The sequence below is a fragment of the Subdoligranulum variabile genome (assembly GCF_025152575.1).
Classification (GTDB): Bacteria; Bacillota; Clostridia; order Oscillospirales; family Ruminococcaceae; genus Gemmiger; species Gemmiger variabilis.
The window spans coordinates 2,996,299-3,013,788 of sequence record NZ_CP102293.1 but is presented as its reverse complement, the minus strand read 5'-3'; the positions used below and the strand labels follow the sequence as shown (position 1 = coordinate 3,013,788).

The window sequence follows — 17,490 nt, the reverse complement described above, 5'->3', positions numbered from 1 at the left end:
CTGTCTTGGATTATGAATGCTGCTATTATAAACCGTTTTTGAAAATTCGGCAAGAGCCTGCGCAAATTTATACATCATTATACAATAAAATCTTCCGACACGGCCGTCCGGTTCTGCATGTGCAGTCTTGCTGCCAACAGTCGGTTATCCAGCTGGCGACACGTCCAGATGTAAGCCGGATACAGGAACAGACAAGCTGCCACCCAGGCCGCCGGGTTGGCCAATTCTGCGCCGAAATACCCCAGAACCGGCACCAGAAGGATGGCCACCGCCGTGCGTGCAGCCATTTCGGCCACGCCGGCCAGCATGGCCAGCGAAGAGAATCCCAGCCCCTGGATGGTATACCGCCAGACAATCAGTGCCCCCAACGGAATGAAAAAGACGCTGTTCCAGAAAAGGTATTCCTGCCCCATGCGGACAATCTCAATCTCGGTGGATGTATCCAGGAACAGTCCCATCACCGCTACGTCGCCGAAATGCAGCAGAATCAACGAAACAACCGCATAAACAGTGGCAATCAGCAGCGCACTGTGAACACCTTTGCGCACGCGGTCCATCCGTGCTGCCCCCAGATTCTGTCCTGCGTAGGTCGCCATGGCCGTGCCAATGCTTTCAAGGGGAGCTGTCAGCAGATTCATGGTCTTACTGGCTGCTGTGACAGCGGCTACCGCTGTGCTCCCCAGCACATTGACCGCCCATTGCGCAATGACGCTGCCGATGGCCGTAATGCTGCACTGTAGCCCCATGGGCAATCCGATTCCCAGAAGCCGGATACAGGCACGCTGATTCAGGCGCGCCTCACCCTTTTCCATGCGCAGCACTTCAAACTTCCAGCACAGATATACAAAACTCAATATCCCGGAAACAGCTTGAGAAATATCCGTCGCCAAGGCAGCGCCGAAGATTCCCATATGAAGAGGAATTACAAACACCAAATCAAGAATGATGTTCATGGCACTGGTGAGAATTAGGAAATACAGCGGCGTTTTGCTATCCCCCAAAGCACGCATGATACCGGCCACCATATTGTACAGGAAAATAAAAGGAATTCCCGCAAAAATCCAGCCGATGTAAAGGGCAGCACCATCGAGAATATCCTCCGGTGTCTGCATCAACGTCAGCAGAGGTCGCGTCAGGCTCACGGTGCACACCGTAAGCACAACGCTGCCTGCCATACACAACCATGCCGCATTGGCTACATGGCGCCGCAGATCATGGTAATCCCGCGCACCGAAAAGCTGAGCTATAGGAATAGCGAAGCCATTACACACACCAATCACAAATCCCAGAATCAAATAATTGATGGAACTTGTTGAGCCTACGGAAGCCAACGCACTGACACCACAATAATGCCCCACAATGATGGTATCCGCCAACGCATAGAATTGCTGGAACAGGTTGCCCAGTGTAAGCGGCAGTGTAAACAGCAATATCACTTTCAGCGGACTTCCGCTTGTCAGATCCTTTGTCATACTCTTTATTCCCCTGCTATGTATTCAGATTTTGCGTCTGGTATTATAGCACAGCTCGGGCAAAAAACAAGAGCCGGAAGACTTGATTTTATAACAAAAAAGACCTGTCGGATGACAGGTCTTTTTGGCAGGGGTAGAAGGATTCGAACCCTCGGCACGCGGTTTTGGAGACCGCTGCTCTACCAACTGAGCTATGCCCCTATATAAAACGCCCACAGTGCAATATAGCGCTGTGGGCGTCGCGCTGGAGCTGCTAAGCAGATTTGAACTGCTGACCTCATCCTTACCAAGGATGCGCTCTACCAACTGAGCTATAGCAGCAAATGGCGACCCGAATCAGGCTCGAACTGACGACCTCTAGCGTGACAGGCTAGCGTTCTAACCAACTGAACTACCGGGCCATACCCAGCTTGTTGTCCGCCGTGGCGGCTGCAACGTCAATTATTATAGCCAAACATGTGCCAACTGTCAAGGATTTTTTTCAATTTTTTTCGGTTTTTTTGAAGTTTTTTTATTTTCTATTTTGCTACGTTGTTTTTCTTTTCGGATTGCAATATTATTCTGCCGGTGGTATGATGATATCAGTCCTTTTTACGGCAGCTCCTCGTTCCGCCCGCGCCGAAAGGAAAGATTTCTGTACGGCATTGCCAAAGCAAAACAAACAACACAGCTACCGCTCCGCTGCCGCTTTGCGCACCAAACTGCAAAAAGGCCACCGGAATCGCCAAGAGTGCCGCAAGCACACTTCCCCAAACCCACCTTTTGGTCCCGATTGTTGCCACAGCCCCGGCAAGACAGCACAGGGCCCCGGTAATGGGAAGATAGACTACCAACCAGGTGGCTGCCACCAGGGCGGCATAGCCGCCTCGTCCCCGTCGCCAGACCGGGAAGGCATGACCCAGGACAGCACCCACTCCTCCATACAGTACCGCAACGTGTTCCAGTTCGGGTGCAGCCAATCGATAACAAAACCAGCAGGCCAGTACGGTTTTCAGGATGTCGCCGGCCACAACAGCCAATCCGGCTGCCTTGCCGAGACGTCTTGCGATATTCTCTACATTGGGTTCTCCGTTTCCGACAGATCGCACAGCTACACCGGCGAGGCACCGCGCGACAATTTCTGCTGTCAGGAAGCATCCAAAGGCATACCCCGCCAGCAGGCACAACACTTTTAACAAGTAGCCTTGTTCCACGGGCATGGCTTTTCCCTCCCAACCATTCAATTACAAGAGGTGTTTTCGCATGGATCTACAAACGTTACAACAGGAATGTCTGGCATGCCGCCGGTGCGGTCTGTGCGAATCCCGCACCCATGTAGTGTTCGGGCAGGGAGTCCCCAACGCCGAAGTCCTCTTTGTCGGCGAAGGTCCTGGCGCCAACGAAGACGCGCAGGGGCAACCTTTTGTGGGACGCAGCGGCCAGTTGCTGGACCATTACCTGGAGGCTGTTGACCTGAACCGAGAGAAAAATGTCTACATTGCAAATATTGTCAAATGTCGGCCTCCGCAGAACCGCGATCCCTTGCCGGAGGAGTCCGCAGCCTGTCTCCCCTGGCTTCGGCAGCAGTTTCAGCTGCTTCGCCCCAAGATTATCGTCTGCCTGGGCCGCATTGCAGCCCAACAGCTTATCGAACCAGGTTTTTCTGTCACCCGTGATCACGGGAAATTCTTTGACAAACACGGCACGCTGTTTATGGCCACCTACCACCCCGCAGCCCTTCTGCGCTACCCCGTAAACAAACCCGCCGTCTTTGGTGATTTTGTGGCATTGCGCGAAAAAATCGCTCAGGTTTGTGAACACACATATTGATCAGATAAAGGAGTTGACCGCCATGCAGCCGGAATCCCTGGCACTCACCCTGCCAATCCGGCAGCTGGTGGAATTTTTATTGCGTACCGGCAGCATCGACAGCCGCTTTACAGGCTTTGACCGTGCCAACGAAGGGGCACGCCTGCACCGCAAACTGCAGAAAGCTGCCGTCAAGGATTTTCCTGACTACGCGGCAGAAGTACCCCTTACCCAAGAGTATGGCTGTTGCGACATAGAATATACCTTGGAGGGCCGTGCCGACGGTATTTTTACCGGCACAGACGGTGTCACAACAGTGGACGAAATCAAAACCACGGCCTTGCCTTCCGATCAAATTACGGGAGAACAATCTCGCGAACATTGGGCACAAGCCAAAATTTACGCCGCTATCTATGCCCGCCAGCACCAGCTTTCCCTGATAAGGGTGCGGCTCACCTACTATCAGGTCGATGAAGAGCAAACCTTTTACTTCGTCAAGGAATACACCACAGATACGCTGGAATTCTTTGTGCAGGACTTGCTGACACAATATGCTCCGTGGGCCAAACGGGCCGCGCAATGGCGTGATGATCGTCAGGAAGGCCTGCGCCGTCTCACCTTTCCGTTTCCGGAATACCGCGCAGGGCAGCGTGCCCTGATCAAAGCCGTCTATGGGACTTGCCGGGACGGCGGCCAACTGCTGTGCCAGGCGCCCACCGGCATCGGGAAAACCATGAGTGTCCTCTTCCCCGCCCTGAAAGCACTGGAAAAGGGTGGGCCCATTTTTTATCTGACAGCACGTGGGACCACCCGTACGGCAGCGGAGACAGCCCTTGCCATTCTTCGGAGTCACGATGCCGATCTCTCTCTGCGCAGTGTCACGCTGACAGCCAAGGACAAGATCTGTCTTCAGGAAACGCGGGAATGCACGCCGGATGCCTGTCCTTATGCCAAAGGATATTATGACCGCATCAAAAACGCCCTCTGGAACGCGTTGGATACCCCTTCGCTGACAGCGGAGGGGTTGCAGCACCTTGCACACCAGTACGAAGTTTGCCCCTTTGAATTGGGTCTGGATCTGAGCCTTTGGAGCGATGTAGTGATCGGTGATTACAATTACCTGTTTGATCCGGTGGTTCATCTGGCACGTTTTTTTGAGAGCCGCGGCGATTATCTTTTTCTGATAGACGAGGCCCACAATCTTCCCTCCCGCGCACGGGAGATGCACAGCGCCTCTCTGTGTAAAAGCAGTTTTTGGGATGCCAAGAAATGTTTGGGATCCGGAAAGAGCAGCCTGAAAAACGCCTTGAACAAAGTCAACCAGATCTTTATTTCCTGGCGGCATCGCTGTGAGGAGGAATCGTCAGATTCCCGGTCCGGCAAAACGTTTTTTGTGAAAGAACGCGCGGAACTTTTGGATCGCGCCTTGCTGAAACTATGTGAGCCCTTGGAGAACTGGCTGGATGAGCACCGGGACCCCAGTGAAACACACGACGCACTGCTGCAGCTTTACTTTGATGTACGCGCCTGGCTGCGCATTTCCGACACCTTTGACGATCATTTCGTGCTGCAGATTGCATCCCACGGCAGCGAGGTCCGCGCCGCGATGCTCTGCCTGGATCCCAGCGCTTTTCTGGCTAATGACTTCTCCAAAGGCCGCGCCGCTGTTCTGTTCAGCGCCACACTGGCCCCCGCAAACTACTACAAGGATTTGTGCGGCTTGCCCGAGGCACGCGCCGTTGCTCTGCGCAGTCCTTTTCCCGCCCGGAACCTTGGCCTTTGGTGCGCCCGCCATGTCAGTACACGATACAAAGACCGAAGCGCCAGTATTCCCCAGGTTTCCGATTTGATTGCCTGCCTTGCCGGTGCCAGGACCGGTAACTATTTAGCTTTCTTTCCCAGTTACAGTTATCTGCAGTCGGTTCTGGAAGATTTTTCTGCACGCTATCCCAATTTTTCCACACTCTGTCAGCAAAGCAGCATGGACGAAGCGCAGCGTACGGTATTTCTTTCCCATTTCAAGCCCAATCCACCGCAGACACAAATCGGTTTTGCCGTTCTGGGCGGCGTGTTCGGGGAGGGAGTGGATCTGACAGGGGACCGCTTGATCGGTGTTGCCATTGTCGGCCCGGGACTACCGCAGGTCGGTCCCCGGCAGGAACAGCTTCGCCAGCACTTTGAGGAGACTTGCGGCTCCGGTTTCGACTACGCCTACCGATACCCCGGTATGAACAAGGTATTGCAAGCCGCCGGACGGGTGATCCGCACGCCGCAGGACAAGGGCGTTGTCCTTTTGATCGATGACCGTTTTGCATCTCCTGAAAATCGGCGCCTGATGCCTCCGCATTGGGATCATCTGCGCCTTGTAAACGGCACAGAGCCGCTGCGCAGCGAGCTTTCGGCCTTCTGGAGTAATACCTGTCCATAAACGCTTACAGCCCCGCAGAGACGTCTCTGCGGGGCTGTAAGTGAGTTCAGGTTGTTTCTTCCTGTTTTCGCATACGCAGCAGGCTATAAGGCATCAGCGGCGTCTTACAGGGGATGGTGTAGTGCATCATAGGATGCGGCGTTGCATCCACACGTTTTCCCTCCTCGTTTTCAATCCATTCTGGTGCCAGCGTGACCACGCTTCCATCAGGCTGTAAGATTTCCAGAGAATCCCCCACCGTAAATTTTCCGCGCTGGGTACAATGTGCAATCCCATTTTCCCAGGAATCTACCGTGCCAATAAAGTCCCACGCCCGCACATAGCTATGGCTGGGTGTCTGGAGCGCCTGCTCCTTGCCGAAATAGAATCCAGGCGAATAGTGGCGATGACTGGTGCGGTTCAGTTCTTCAATGACATCATCAGGCAGTTCGTAGGAATCATTGAAAGGATCTTTCAGATATAGATCCAGGGCACGGCGGTACGCGCTGGTCACGGATGCCACATAGTAGAAGGTCTTGGCCCGGCCCTCAATTTTGAGGGAATCCACACCAGCCTTGCAGATCAGATCCAGAAAAGGGGCCGTGCACAGATCATTCGCGTTGAGGATATAGCTTCCATTCTCGCTTTCTCCGATCTCCATGTACTGACCAGGACGATGTTCCTCCACCAGTGCGTACTTCCAGCGGCAGGGCTGCGCGCATTCGCCGCGGTTGCCACTGCGGCCCGTCATATAACTGGACAGCAGGCAGCGGCCCGAGACGCTCATACACATGGCGCCGTGCACAAACGCTTCCAGTTCCAGATCCTGCGGACAGTTGTCCCGGATCTGTGCGATCTCGGTCAGCGGCAGTTCCCGGGCCAGCACCACCCGCTTGGCTCCCAATTCATAGCACACATTGGCGGCCTCATAGTTCGTGATGCCGGCCTGGGTGGATACATGGCGTTCCACATAGGGAGCATACTTCTTGGCCAGTGCCAGCACCCCCAGATCAGCAATGATAAAGGCATCCACGCCAGCCTCCGCTGCATCCTGGATATACTGCGGCAGCTTTTTCAGTTCTTCATTGGTGGGCAGGGTGTTCAATGTCAGATAGACTTTTTTGCCCCGCGCATGAGCAAAGATGCAGCCCTCATGCAATTCGCCTACCGTAAGGTTGACAGGAGCCGCCCGCATGCCAAACTCCGGCAAAGCGCAGTAGACGGCATCGGCGCCATACAAAATGGCGTATTTCAAAGTTTCCAGGCTGCCCGCAGGGGCCAACAGTTCCGGCTGTTGCAGCATCGTAGTTTCCTCCTGTACAAAAGCGCCCGGACGCGCCGGGCGCTTTTGTATTTTTTGTATTTTTGATCAGTAAGCCCAGCCTGCTTTTTCCACATTTGCCTGGTGCTCTTCTGCCGTCTTGGCATAGAAATACTGTCCTGCCACATCGGTATCGGGATGTCCCGTGACAAAGAAGAAATATCCCTCGTCCATGAATTCCTGATCAGGGTTCAGGGCCGCCTCAATGGCTGCGTATCCCGGGCAGGAAATGGGGCCTGCCGGCAACCCGCTGATGCGATAGGTGTCATACAGATTCAGCACATCCTCAGGAATCTCCCCCAACGCCGGCCAGCCGTAGTATTCCGCTGTAGGAGAGTTCCACAGGTAGTTGTTCTCCACATCCTGCATGATATAGCTGCAGGCGTTGGATTCCAGCTTATGCTCCGCCCACAGCGGATCACTGGACTCCAGACGGTTGTGGAAGCAGGCGCTGACCTTGGCATCCTCCGCTTCCACTCCGGCTTCCTCCTGGATGAAGCTGGCCAGCTTAACCACATCGTCCAGTGTTGTCCCCTTTTCGTTGATGGTATCCATCAAGCCTTCGGTCTTGGCCGAAAATTCGCTGTAGAGGGTATCCACATAGTAATACACATCTTCGTCGGCATAGACGTTGTATGTGTCGGGGAAGAGATACCCCTCGCACTTCATCAGACGGCCGTTATCCGGGATCTGCGTCCAGAAGCTGTACTGACTGAAATCCGAACCATCGGTGCCGTTGGCGCAGTTCAGGAAGGTGTCCACACTGTCGACCAGACCCGCATTCACGAAAATCTGGGCCACGCCTACCGCCGTTGTGCCTTCCGGGATGGTGATGTTGGCAGTGGGGCGGCGAACTTCCTGGGAAATCGTCTGGATGATCGTGTTGTAATCCATGCCGGAACGCAGTGCAAAGTCCCCGTACTGGATGCCGGCCGCCTTGCCACTGTACTTGACATACTCCTTGAAAAGCCAGTCGTACTGGATGATGCCGGCGTCCTTCAGCTGGGTGGCAATGCTGCCCACCGATGCGCCCTGTTCGATGGTAATCGTCTGTTCGCTGCCCAGTTCGGAGCCTCCATCGATTTCTCCGTAGAACTGCATCACCTTATATCCACCGAAGGCCACCAGCGCCAGGATGATCAGCACAATCAGGCATCCAAGCGGAAAATGCCGTCTGGTATGCTCCGCCCCTTCCTCGGTGTCCGGTTCCGGCTTTGCCTTCCGCTTTCTCGTTTTGGCGGGTGCGGCCTTTTTTTCAGGGGTTGGCTCCTTGCCTGCCGTCGGTTCTTTTTTTACCTCCGAAGTCGGTGCGGGCCGGTTCTGCGATGCCCCACCGGCAGCACCGCTGTCATTGCGATTGATCCTCATGGGATTTCTCCTTTTGTTCTTGTGCAGGCTTTCCCCTGCTCTATCCTGTCTGCTGCTCACAGCAGCATTCTGAAATACACATCCGTAACCGGGAATTCTCCGCGCAGAAACGCGATCATCCCGTAACCGCAGCGCCTGCCGGCCCCCAGATACAGCGTCTGGTTCTCCGCCAGCAAGATGCGGGCCCTGTCGACGCCGGTCTTTTCCCTGGCTGCCTGCAGCAGTGTATCGGCACAATAATCATTGTCAGCCTGCAATTCCAGAAACTGCAGTTCCTCTGCCTTCGTAAAATACAGCCCGTACCCGCGACGGTTGGATACCACGGTGAGACCACGACGGTACAGTTGAGTCATCACTTCGTTCATCGCTGTTTCGGGCAAGGCGATACATCCCGGCTGGCAGCGCATCCTTATTTCCAGCAGGTGGCGCACCGTCAGGCTGTCAAACTCTGCCTGTGCCAGCAGATTGCGCTGAATAGGTTTTTGCAGTACCCGCATAGGCAGGAGATTGCGAAACCCCAATGCTTCCAATGCCTGAGCTTCCTGGGCATTCTCCGGTGCCAGAACCGCAAAGTCGTAATCCTTGGCCCCGAAGGCACGCAGGCAGCCGTTGAGCAGCTTGGGCAACAGTGTCTCCATCGGAATTCCCTGCGCGGCAGCCGCCCCGCAGAACCAGATCCCCCTGCGGTGGCTGTACTGCACCGGCACCGCTGCCAGCATGGCAGCCGCCGGCTTGCCCGGCTGTTGCAGTACCAGAATATGGGCAAGCCCCGCCACATTCTGCAGCCAGCCGGCCGCATCGGCCCGGGATTCCCCATAGCGGGCACAGCGCAGATCCACCAATGTTTCCAGATCTTCAGTGTCTGCCGTTCGCACCATAGGCACGTCCCCTTTCAGCAATCCTCATTTTACAGGATCGGTTGTATTTTCGCAAGTATCTCAGCATTGATATCCTCCACCGAGCGGATAGTTTTTACATCTTGCCCTTCCGTACATTCAATGCGATACCATCCGAACATTTTGGCACAGTATTCCGCCGCTGCTCGGCTGCGGGCAATATATTCCCGGTCCTTTTCCTGAATATCCTTTTTGCTTTCGTCGCCGTGGTAGCGCTGATCCATCAGTTTCTGGGACACCTCGGGATCCACCGCCAGATAGACAACCGCATCCGGCGCCGGAATTCCGATTTTTTTATACTCAAAATCAAACAGCCAGTTGAGGAACCCGTCCCAATGCATCGGCGGCAGCTTGGCACACTGATGCACCGCATTGGAGGTGGTATACCGATCCGAAAGAATCAATCCGCCGGCGCGGTAAAAATCCCCCCAGTCGGTTTTATAGCTGGCAAAGCGATCCACCGCATAAAAGCTGGATGCTGCATAAGCATTCACATCATCCGGCTTATCGCCGAACTGCCCGGACAGGTACATCTTGACCAGTGCCGAGGAATCGCTTTCATAATTGGGAAAAGTAATCTGCCGCAGATCCACACCGTGGGCTTTGAGTTTTTGGGCTGTAAGCGCTGTCTGCGTTCCCTTGCCGGAACCATCCAACCCTTCAAAAATAATGAGCTTACCCATGGCAGACCGCCTCCTGTTTCAGTCGGGCGTATTTTTCCCGCACCTCGGCCTGCATGCCGCAGCACATCCGCCCCTCCGGGCAGGGGCCAGTCAGGCAGCGCGGCCCGGCCGTAGCAAAGATGTGCGGTGCCAGCGGCAGTACCAGACGCAGCATCTCATCCGCCACCGCACGGATCTCCCACTGGGCACGGTTGCAGCAGCGCAGGTTGAAAAAGTTCTGCAGGCTGCGGCAGTTCATCGTCATGACCATCTTGGTCTCGCAGGCATTGGGCAGCACAAAGCGCGCATCCTCATTGGCCTGTTTAGAGGCTTTGGCCCGGGCTGCTTTTTCCTCCATGCCCTGCGCCATCAACCGCCGGGTGTGGGCATCCTCCAGGGATTGTACCAGTTCCAGATACTTCCGGGCATCGGTATTCATGGCATCAATAAATTGCGCCTTTGCCTCCGGGATGGCTTCGATCTCCGGCGGAATCACATACCGGAAATCCTCCAGACGCACATAGCGCTGGCTCTGCACGCTGAAGCTGGCGATGCGGTGCCTTGTTACCTGCGCCAGAAACGTCCGGGACACCCCCTCAATACCGAAGGTAAAGCTGGCATGTTCGATGGGGCTGGCATGTCCCAGGTCCGTCAGCTTTTGTAAAAAGGCAGCCGTCTTCTCAGGCGTCAATCCGTCGAGCAGAGTTTCGATATGTGCATCCGAATAGCAAAGTTTGGCCGCAGCGGCCACCGTCTTTTCGGGATCATTGGTATGTGCGATCAGTTGAACCAGCATGAAAACGCCTCCCTTTCGTCATTCCGCCTCGGTAATCTTTTTCAGCGGTGCGTAATTGGCCATTGTCTTTTTGACACCTACCCGGTCGAACTGGATCTCGACGATGCAGTCTCCCGCAATGGGTGTTGCTTTGAGCACCTTACCGCGGCCAAACACACGGTGCTCCACAAGATCTCCGGCTGCATACTGGACTGCCTGCTTTTTGGGCGTCGCATTCTGCATGCCTGCCAGCGTCGAAGTACCTGCGCCGGCCGGCGCAGCCGGTGCACCGCTGTGATGATTGGTGCGGCTGCCGTATCCGGCACCGAAGCCGGCGCTTTGCACCGTATGACGGCCGCCGTTATAGTGAGGGCTGTCATGTCCGCCACTGGCAAAGCCGCTGCTGTACCCGGCACCAAATCCGCCCCGGGGCCGTGCGTTATACTCACTGTTCAGATACCCGCGGGAAACGCCGGAATAGCCACTGCGCCCGCCAGGCACACTGGTGCTGTAGGTGCCGTATCCAGCCCCGAAACCACCCGCAGAATAAGCCAGTTCCGGACTTTGGGTTTCCTCCATAAGACCCGGATCGATCTCGCTCAGGAAGCAGGAGGGCAGATTGCGCCGTGTCTGGCCAAAGATCAACCGACTGCGGGAAGTGGACAGGTACAACTCCTTCTTGGCACGCGTAATGGCTACATAGCACAGTCGACGCTCCTCTTCCATATCCTCCTCGTTGTAACGGGCCATATCTCCGGGGAAGATGCCATCCTCCATACCAACCACGAAAACATAAGGAAATTCCAAACCTTTGGCGGAATGAATGGTCATCATCGTCACACTGTCGGCATCCTGGTCATAGCTGTCCAGATCGGAGATCAGCGCCACTTCTTCCAGGAACCCCGAGAGCGTGGCATCCTCTCCATTCTGGTCCGCATAGGTTTTGACCGAGCTGACCAGCTGCCCCAGGTTTTCCAGACGAGTCTCCCCTTCTTCCTTCTGAGCTTTCAGCATCGCCTCATAACCGGTCTTTTTGATGACCTCTCCGGCGAATTCATCCAGTGGGATTGTCACAGAGAGATCACACAATTCGCGGTACATCTCGTAGAATTTTTCCAGAGACGCTGCCGCCCGCGTCAGTTCCGGGTACTGCCGTACATCCGCAATGATCTGCAGCATGGGAACGCCCTGACGCGCTGCCAGTTCTCCCACCTTGTCCACCGTGGAGGCGCCGATCTTGCGTGCCGGTTCATTGATGATACGCCGCAGGCGCACATCATCCCGCGGGTTGACGATTACCGCCAGATAGGAGTTGATGTCCTTGACTTCCTTGCGGTCGAAGAATCGCTGGCCTCCGACAATGCGATAGGGAATACCCGCCCGGGCAAAATATGTTTCGATGGGGTTGGACTGGGCATTCATGCGGTACAGAACGGCATGATCCCTCAGATGCGCCCCCTCCCGCAGATGCTCACCGATCACATCGGCAATATGGCTGGCTTCATCCTGCTCGCTCGCTGCCGTATAATGGTGCACTTTGTCGCCGTCACCTTTTTCCGTCCACAACGTCTTGCCCTTTCGGCCGGTATTGTTTTTGATGACACTGTTGGCCGCATTGAGGATATTGGAGGTGGAACGATAGTTCTGCTCCAGGCGGATGGTCTTGGCGCCGGTAAACACCTGCTCAAAGTTGAGGATATTTTCAATGGTGGCGCCACGGAACTTGTAGATTGACTGGTCGTCATCACCCACCACACAGACATTATTGGTGCCCCCCGCCAGCAGGCGGACCAGATGAAACTGTGCGATGCTGGTATCCTGGTACTCGTCCACAACCACATACCGGAATTTGTTCTGGTAGTATTCCCGTGCCTCGGCATCGGTCTGCAGCAAGCGCACGGTGTGGTATATCAGGTCGTCAAAGTCCATAGCCCCTGCAGTCTTCAGGCGGCCGGCATAGGTCGTGTAGATTTTGGAAATCAGCGCAGCCTTTGTATCCCGCGGCGTTTCCGCCGCCACATCCTCCGGGGACATGAGCTTATCCTTATAAGAGCTGATCTGAGAAACCGCCGACTTGATGGGCAGGAACTTGTCATCGATCATCTTGTCCTTATAAATCTGCTTGAGGACGCGCTGCTGATCGTCGGAATCGTAAATGGTAAAGCTCTTGGGAAATCCGATGCGCTCGGCATCACGGCGCAGGATCCGCACACAGGCCGAATGGAAAGTGGATGCGTTCACATCACCGCCCATCGTCTCTCCCAGCATGGCACGAAGACGTTCCTTGAGTTCGCCCGCAGCTTTATTGGTAAAGGTAATGGCCAGTACGTTCCAGGGCCGCGCGGGACGCACTGCCAGATAGGCGGTTTCCCGGGGAAGATCCCGACCCGACTGGACAGTTGCGCGCAGGTCTTCCAGATCCTGCTGGGTTACGGTGCGGGGCAGTTCCTTGCTGCCGTGCGCAGAACCAAAACGGATAATATTGGCAATCCGGTTGACCAGCACCGTGGTCTTTCCGGACCCTGCACCGGCCAGAATCAGCAGCGGTCCTTCGGTGGTAAAAACGGCCTGCCGCTGAACCGGATTCAGACGGGTAAATTTACTTTCAATATACTGGTCGCGCAGAGCGATATATTCCTGGGTAATCTCAGGCATAGCTTGGTTTCCCTTCTCTAACGTTCTTTCGGTGGTGTGGCATCTATCATTCAGCGGCAAAGGGGTCACGGATATTCTGCAGCGTCTTTTTCCACGCTTTGGGCGTCGCATCCCGGAACCCGGCCGTCAGATATTTTCCTTCGCTGAGGCTGATGGCCGTACCGCGCGCCACGCAGTTTATGGGATCAGGCGCAATGGCCACATCCACATGCAATTCCCCGGCCAGATAACTGGCCAGGCCGCGGAGCAGTGAACCACCTCCGGTAAGAAGGACACCCGTAGACGACACATCCGCTGCCAATTCCGGCGGAGTGCTTTCCAGTACTCCGCGGGCGGCCGCCACAATGCGAGTAGCCAGTTCCTGCACCGGCTCATACAGATCGTGGGTATAAATCAGGCGACGCGCCGGCAGATTGGTTTCCCAGGAATGCCCCCGCACCTCCATAACACCTTCAAACCCACTCTTGGTACAGCAGGCAACCTGCTTTTTCAGGGCTTCTGCCGTCAGCGGCCCAATGGCAATCTGATACTTTTCCTGTACGAACTGAGCGATGCACCGGTCAAAGGCATTGCCGGCCACCGGGATACTGGCGGCTTTCACCCTACCGCCCATGCTGATGACTGCAATGTCGGTGGAACCTCCACCGATGTCCACAACCATACAGCCATGGGGCTGGCGAATCTGCAGCCCGGCCCCCAATGCTGCAGCAACCGGCTCGTCCACGAGATAGACCTGCCGCGCGCCGGCCGCCATAACCGATTCCACGACAGCATCCGCTTCCACACCGGTGATGGCCGCCGGGACGCAGACCGCAATCCGCGGTTTGAAAAAGCGGGAACGGCATACCTCGTTCACAAAACGCACAATCAGTTCATTGGTCATCCGGTGGTCCTGAATGACACCGTCGCGCAGCGGACGGACCAGGTCGATGTGAGCAGGCGCACGCCCTACCATACGCAGCGCTTCATCCCCCACCGCCAGAATCGTATTGCTGCGCGTGTCCACCGCGCCAATAGTAGGCTGAGTGAACACCACACCCTGTTGTTCGGTTGCGATAATGATCGAGGTAGTCCCCAGATCAATACCGATATCCTGTTGCTTCATTTTTCATTCTCCGTAGAGGTTCGTTTTTCTTTCGGCAATTCTTCATCCGCCGCGATGGCTGCTGCCGTCACGTCCACCGCCCCGGCTTTCAGCAGGGCAAGAGCACAGGCCGAGACCGTGGCTCCTGTGGTAATGATGTCATCCACCAGCAACACCCGCTTGCCGCCGAGATCGGCGTCCGTGCGGCAGGCATACGCTTTCCTTGCATTTTGCATGCGCCCGGCACGGTCCAACTCTTTCTGTGCTTGTGTTCCACGCACGACATACAGTGGAGTTTCTACAGGAATCTTCCATAGTATACCCAAGCGCCGTGCCAGCAGCATCGGCAGACCCGGCACACCGGGCATCGGCTGATGGGGCGGAACCGGCACAATGCAATGATAAAGCGGCATATCCAAAAGCAACTCATTTTTCGGGCGCATGCCGGGTCCCGGTGCCGGTGCTGCACCCCAGATGCGTACCGCCATGCGGTCAGCCAGTTCCCGTGCATACCAGGGATGGTATCCCCTTTTGCACAACAAAATGGCCTCACGGACTGCATCCGCATAATAGTATGCAGCCAATGCACTGTGCAAGGCGTAAAAATGGTGTTCTGTGTCCGGCAGGCGCGGTGGGCGATGGGAAAGGCGTTCTTCCTCCTCCTTGCAGGAAGAACAGAACGTTCCCTGCACAGCATCGGGTCCCAGCAGCGCATCACAGAAAGGGCACCGGCGCGGATACAGCCAAGCCGCCGCCCGTTCTGCGACATAGCCCCAGTCCGGCGCGGTCATCGCCTTTCTGCCGGCGGTGTTGCCGCCTCCTTCAGCAGATAGCGCAGACAGCTGTAGCGCAAATTTTGTCGGACATTGCGCACCATCTGTTCCACGATCCAGTGGCTGCCGGTCAGAATACACAGTTTCCGCGCACGGGTCACGCCGGTATACAGAAGGTTGCGATAACGAAGCCGCGGAGGCACGTCCGCCACCGGCACGATGATCGCCGGGAATTCAGATCCCTGGCTCTTATGAATGGTAACAGCATAAGCCGGTTCCAGTTCCCCGAGTTGGTCGGCGGAATACACATACTTCCGGTCATCCATCATGACAGTGACCGAACGTGACTCCACGTCCACCTCAGTGATGATGCCCATATCCCCATTATATGCTCCGACGCCGGCCTCAGCGCCGGAGCGTTCAAAGGTGATGTCGTAATCGTTTTTGATCTGCATGACTTTGTCGCCCAGGCGCAAAATCTTCGATCCTTTTTCTCCCCCCAGCTGTGGCTTCCGGGGAGAAGGAGGGTTCAATACCTCTTGCAGGCATCGATTGAGTTCCACGCTTCCCGTGGTTCCTTTTTTGGCCGGGCAAAGGACCTGAATATCCCGAATGGGATCAAATCCGTAGGCACGGGGCAGACGCTCGCTGACCAAATCGCAGATCAACTTCTGGCAGGCGAGACCATTCTTTTCCATGATAAAAAAGTCATCCTGGGCGGTCCCCTTCTGCGGTTGTTCTCCCTGTACAATACGGTGGGCGTTCTGCACGATCAAACTCTTCTGCGCCTGGCGGAAGATTTCTGTCAGACGTACCGTGGGGACCACCCCCGCAGAAAGAATCTCCCCCAGAATATTGCCGGGCCCCACACTGGGCAGCTGGTCGGCATCTCCCACCATAATAATACGGCAATGGTACCGGGCAGCCGCCAGCAGAGACTGGAACAGTTTGACATCCACCATGCTCATCTCATCGAGAATGATGACATCATATTTCAGAAGATTTTTCTCGTTATGAATAAAGCGGACTGCACCGGTAGTGTAATCCACTTCCAGCAGCCGATGGATCGTAGAAGCCGTATGATGCGTCAGTTCACTCAGACGCTTCGCTGCACGACCAGTAGGAGCACAGAGCGCTACCCGGTCATACTCCCCTTCGTACAGACTCAAAATGGCATTAACAGTCGTGGTCTTGCCGGTACCGGGACCTCCCGTAAGCACCATTACACGGTTGGAAAGCGCCATACGGATTGCTTCCCGCTGCAGCGGGGCGTAAGGAAATCCCTGTACGATCTCCAGTGCATGGATATCGCTTTCCAACGTCTTGGGCGGTTCGGTAGGGAACGTGGATAATTCCCCAAGGCGTGCGGCAATATCTTCTTCGGCAGAGAGCAGATCCGGCAGGAAAATATACTCGGTATCGTCAAACGTTCGGGGTTGCAGTTCCCCGGACTGCAGCAATTCGTCCAGTCCGTTTTCGATGTCGAGGGAAGTCACCAGCAAGAACTTAGCCGTCGTCTCCAGCAGCTTGGCACGGGGCAGGCAGGTATGCCCATTGCCTGCGTTATGCCGCAGCACATAGACAATTCCTGCCGTCACCCGGAGACGACTCCCCAATTCCACGTGCAAAGCGGCGGCAATTTTATCTACATCAGAAAATTTGAGCTGCAGCGGCTCCCCGCACAGCAGATAGGGATTTTGATTGAGTGCCTCGATGGTATGCGGGCCAAACGCCCGATACGCAGTCACGGCATTTTGCGACGAAAGTCCGAACTGGGCAAACCAGGCAATCACTTCCCGGACACCATACATCCGGCGGAATTCATTGGAAATGGCAGCGGCCTTTTCCGGGGTGATCCCCTTGATTTCGCAAAGGCGCTGCGGCGTTTCGGAAATCACCGTCAGCACATCTTCCCCGAAAGCCTTGATGATTTTTTTGGCCGTAGCGGGTCCGATATAAGGCAACACACCACTGGACAGATAACTGAGCAGTCCCGTCGTATCCTGCGGCAGACGCATCTCGCAGGACTCCGCACGGAACTGCTGACCGTAATGAGGATGATTGATCAGGTGACCGTAAGCGGTAATCTGCATGCCGTTATCTACGCTGCCCACATTGCCGGCCACCACGATATCCTGATCGCCCACATTGACCTCAAAGACTGCGTAGCCGGTATCAGCGTTTTCGTAGATTCTGTGCTCCACAACGCCTTCCAGTTTCTGCAGCGGCTGTGCGGTATCCTCCATGCATCCCGCCTCCCTTCGGCACACTTCCACAATATCTTTTATA

Annotated in this window: 13 protein-coding genes and 3 tRNA genes; 2 read left to right on the top strand and 14 right to left on the bottom strand. The window is 55.5% G+C overall.

Translation table 11 applies throughout. The features are described 5' to 3' along the window. Positions 1-77 precede the first annotated feature (77 nt). The 5 genes from NQ490_RS14210 to NQ490_RS14190 all read right to left on the bottom strand — a co-directional run bounded on the left by NQ490_RS14210 (position 78) and on the right by NQ490_RS14190 (position 2,671). Positions 78-1,472 (bottom strand): MATE family efflux transporter, encoded by a 1,395-nt coding sequence (locus tag NQ490_RS14210; RefSeq protein WP_007046488.1) that lies wholly within the window; start codon positions 1,470-1,472, stop codon positions 78-80. Between the two features lie 125 nt (positions 1,473-1,597). Further along, positions 1,598-1,673: transfer RNA gene (locus NQ490_RS14205), tRNA-Trp, on the bottom strand. Positions 1,674-1,717: 44 nt separating this feature from the next. Then, a tRNA-Thr gene (locus tag NQ490_RS14200) sits at positions 1,718-1,793 on the bottom strand. A 3-nt stretch (positions 1,794-1,796) separates the two neighbouring features. Next, a tRNA-Asp gene (locus tag NQ490_RS14195) sits at positions 1,797-1,873 on the bottom strand. A 180-nt stretch (positions 1,874-2,053) separates the two neighbouring features. Next, a complete protein-coding gene (locus NQ490_RS14190; RefSeq protein ID WP_007046489.1) occupies positions 2,054-2,671 on the bottom strand; it encodes a glycerol-3-phosphate acyltransferase in 618 nt (205 codons plus the stop codon). A 43-nt stretch (positions 2,672-2,714) separates the two neighbouring features. Between NQ490_RS14190 and NQ490_RS14185 the strand changes: the two genes are divergently transcribed. Next, complete coding sequence (locus NQ490_RS14185; RefSeq protein ID WP_007046490.1) at positions 2,715-3,281, top strand: uracil-DNA glycosylase; 567 nt, start codon at positions 2,715-2,717, stop codon at positions 3,279-3,281. Positions 3,282-3,303: 22 nt separating this feature from the next. Next, complete coding sequence (locus tag NQ490_RS14180; RefSeq protein ID WP_007046491.1) at positions 3,304-5,688, top strand: ATP-dependent DNA helicase; 2,385 nt, start codon at positions 3,304-3,306, stop codon at positions 5,686-5,688. Positions 5,689-5,734: 46 nt separating this feature from the next. On the opposite strand, the gene NQ490_RS14175 is transcribed toward NQ490_RS14180, so the two are convergent. From NQ490_RS14175 to recD2, 9 genes are all read right to left on the bottom strand, one after another. Then, entirely contained in the window at positions 5,735-6,970 is a 1,236-nt protein-coding gene (locus NQ490_RS14175; protein ID WP_007046492.1) for a peptidase U32 family protein, read from the bottom strand. A 66-nt stretch (positions 6,971-7,036) separates the two neighbouring features. After that, a complete protein-coding gene (gene mltG / locus NQ490_RS14170) occupies positions 7,037-8,356 on the bottom strand; it encodes an endolytic transglycosylase MltG (protein WP_007046493.1) in 1,320 nt (439 codons plus the stop codon). Between the two features lie 56 nt (positions 8,357-8,412). Beyond that, positions 8,413-9,234 (bottom strand): hypothetical protein, encoded by an 822-nt coding sequence (locus NQ490_RS14165; protein ID WP_007046494.1) that lies wholly within the window; start codon positions 9,232-9,234, stop codon positions 8,413-8,415. A gap of 29 nt (positions 9,235-9,263) precedes the next feature. Further along, positions 9,264-9,935: a dTMP kinase gene (locus tag NQ490_RS14160; RefSeq protein WP_007046495.1), complete on the bottom strand. Its 672-nt coding sequence runs from the start codon at positions 9,933-9,935 to the stop codon at positions 9,264-9,266. Continuing rightward, the gene (gene thyX / locus NQ490_RS14155; RefSeq protein ID WP_007046496.1) at positions 9,928-10,710 is read right to left on the bottom strand and encodes an FAD-dependent thymidylate synthase; all 783 of its coding nucleotides are present in this window, start codon (positions 10,708-10,710) and stop codon (positions 9,928-9,930) included. The genes NQ490_RS14160 and thyX overlap by 8 nt, the downstream gene beginning before the upstream one ends. An 18-nt stretch (positions 10,711-10,728) precedes the next feature. After that, entirely contained in the window at positions 10,729-13,344 is a 2,616-nt protein-coding gene (locus tag NQ490_RS14150; RefSeq protein ID WP_007046497.1) for an ATP-dependent helicase, read from the bottom strand. A 46-nt stretch (positions 13,345-13,390) separates the two neighbouring features. Next, a complete protein-coding gene (gene mreB / locus NQ490_RS14145; protein ID WP_007046498.1) occupies positions 13,391-14,449 on the bottom strand; it encodes a rod shape-determining protein in 1,059 nt (352 codons plus the stop codon). Further along, positions 14,446-15,219 carry a ComF family protein gene (locus NQ490_RS14140; protein WP_007046499.1) on the bottom strand — a complete coding sequence of 258 codons (774 nt, stop codon included), beginning with the start codon at positions 15,217-15,219 and terminating at the stop codon, positions 14,446-14,448. The genes mreB and NQ490_RS14140 overlap by 4 nt, the downstream gene beginning before the upstream one ends. Further along, positions 15,216-17,447, bottom strand: a complete 2,232-nt coding sequence (gene recD2, locus NQ490_RS14135; RefSeq protein WP_007046500.1) for an SF1B family DNA helicase RecD2 — start codon at positions 17,445-17,447, stop codon at positions 15,216-15,218. Before recD2 ends, NQ490_RS14140 begins: the two co-directional genes overlap by 4 nt. Positions 17,448-17,490: the final 43 nt, after the last annotated feature.

Excerpts from the sequence above, each read along its gene's own strand:
- NQ490_RS14210 (WP_007046488.1), bottom strand. The coding sequence starts at position 1,472 with ATGACAAAGGATCTGACAAGCGGAAGTCCGCTGAAAGTGATATTGCTG.
- NQ490_RS14190 (WP_007046489.1), bottom strand. The coding sequence starts at position 2,671 with ATGCCCGTGGAACAAGGCTACTTGTTAAAAGTGTTGTGCCTGCTGGCG.
- NQ490_RS14185 (WP_007046490.1), top strand. The coding sequence starts at position 2,715 with ATGGATCTACAAACGTTACAACAGGAATGTCTGGCATGCCGCCGGTGC.
- NQ490_RS14180 (WP_007046491.1), top strand. The coding sequence starts at position 3,304 with ATGCAGCCGGAATCCCTGGCACTCACCCTGCCAATCCGGCAGCTGGTG.
- NQ490_RS14175 (WP_007046492.1), bottom strand. The coding sequence starts at position 6,970 with ATGCTGCAACAGCCGGAACTGTTGGCCCCTGCGGGCAGCCTGGAAACT.
- mltG (WP_007046493.1), bottom strand. The coding sequence starts at position 8,356 with ATGAGGATCAATCGCAATGACAGCGGTGCTGCCGGTGGGGCATCGCAG.
- NQ490_RS14165 (WP_007046494.1), bottom strand. The coding sequence starts at position 9,234 with ATGGTGCGAACGGCAGACACTGAAGATCTGGAAACATTGGTGGATCTG.
- NQ490_RS14160 (WP_007046495.1), bottom strand. The coding sequence starts at position 9,935 with ATGGGTAAGCTCATTATTTTTGAAGGGTTGGATGGTTCCGGCAAGGGA.
- thyX (WP_007046496.1), bottom strand. The coding sequence starts at position 10,710 with ATGCTGGTTCAACTGATCGCACATACCAATGATCCCGAAAAGACGGTG.
- NQ490_RS14150 (WP_007046497.1), bottom strand. The coding sequence starts at position 13,344 with ATGCCTGAGATTACCCAGGAATATATCGCTCTGCGCGACCAGTATATT.
- mreB (WP_007046498.1), bottom strand. The coding sequence starts at position 14,449 with ATGAAGCAACAGGATATCGGTATTGATCTGGGGACTACCTCGATCATT.
- NQ490_RS14140 (WP_007046499.1), bottom strand. The coding sequence starts at position 15,219 with ATGACCGCGCCGGACTGGGGCTATGTCGCAGAACGGGCGGCGGCTTGG.
- recD2 (WP_007046500.1), bottom strand. The coding sequence starts at position 17,447 with ATGGAGGATACCGCACAGCCGCTGCAGAAACTGGAAGGCGTTGTGGAG.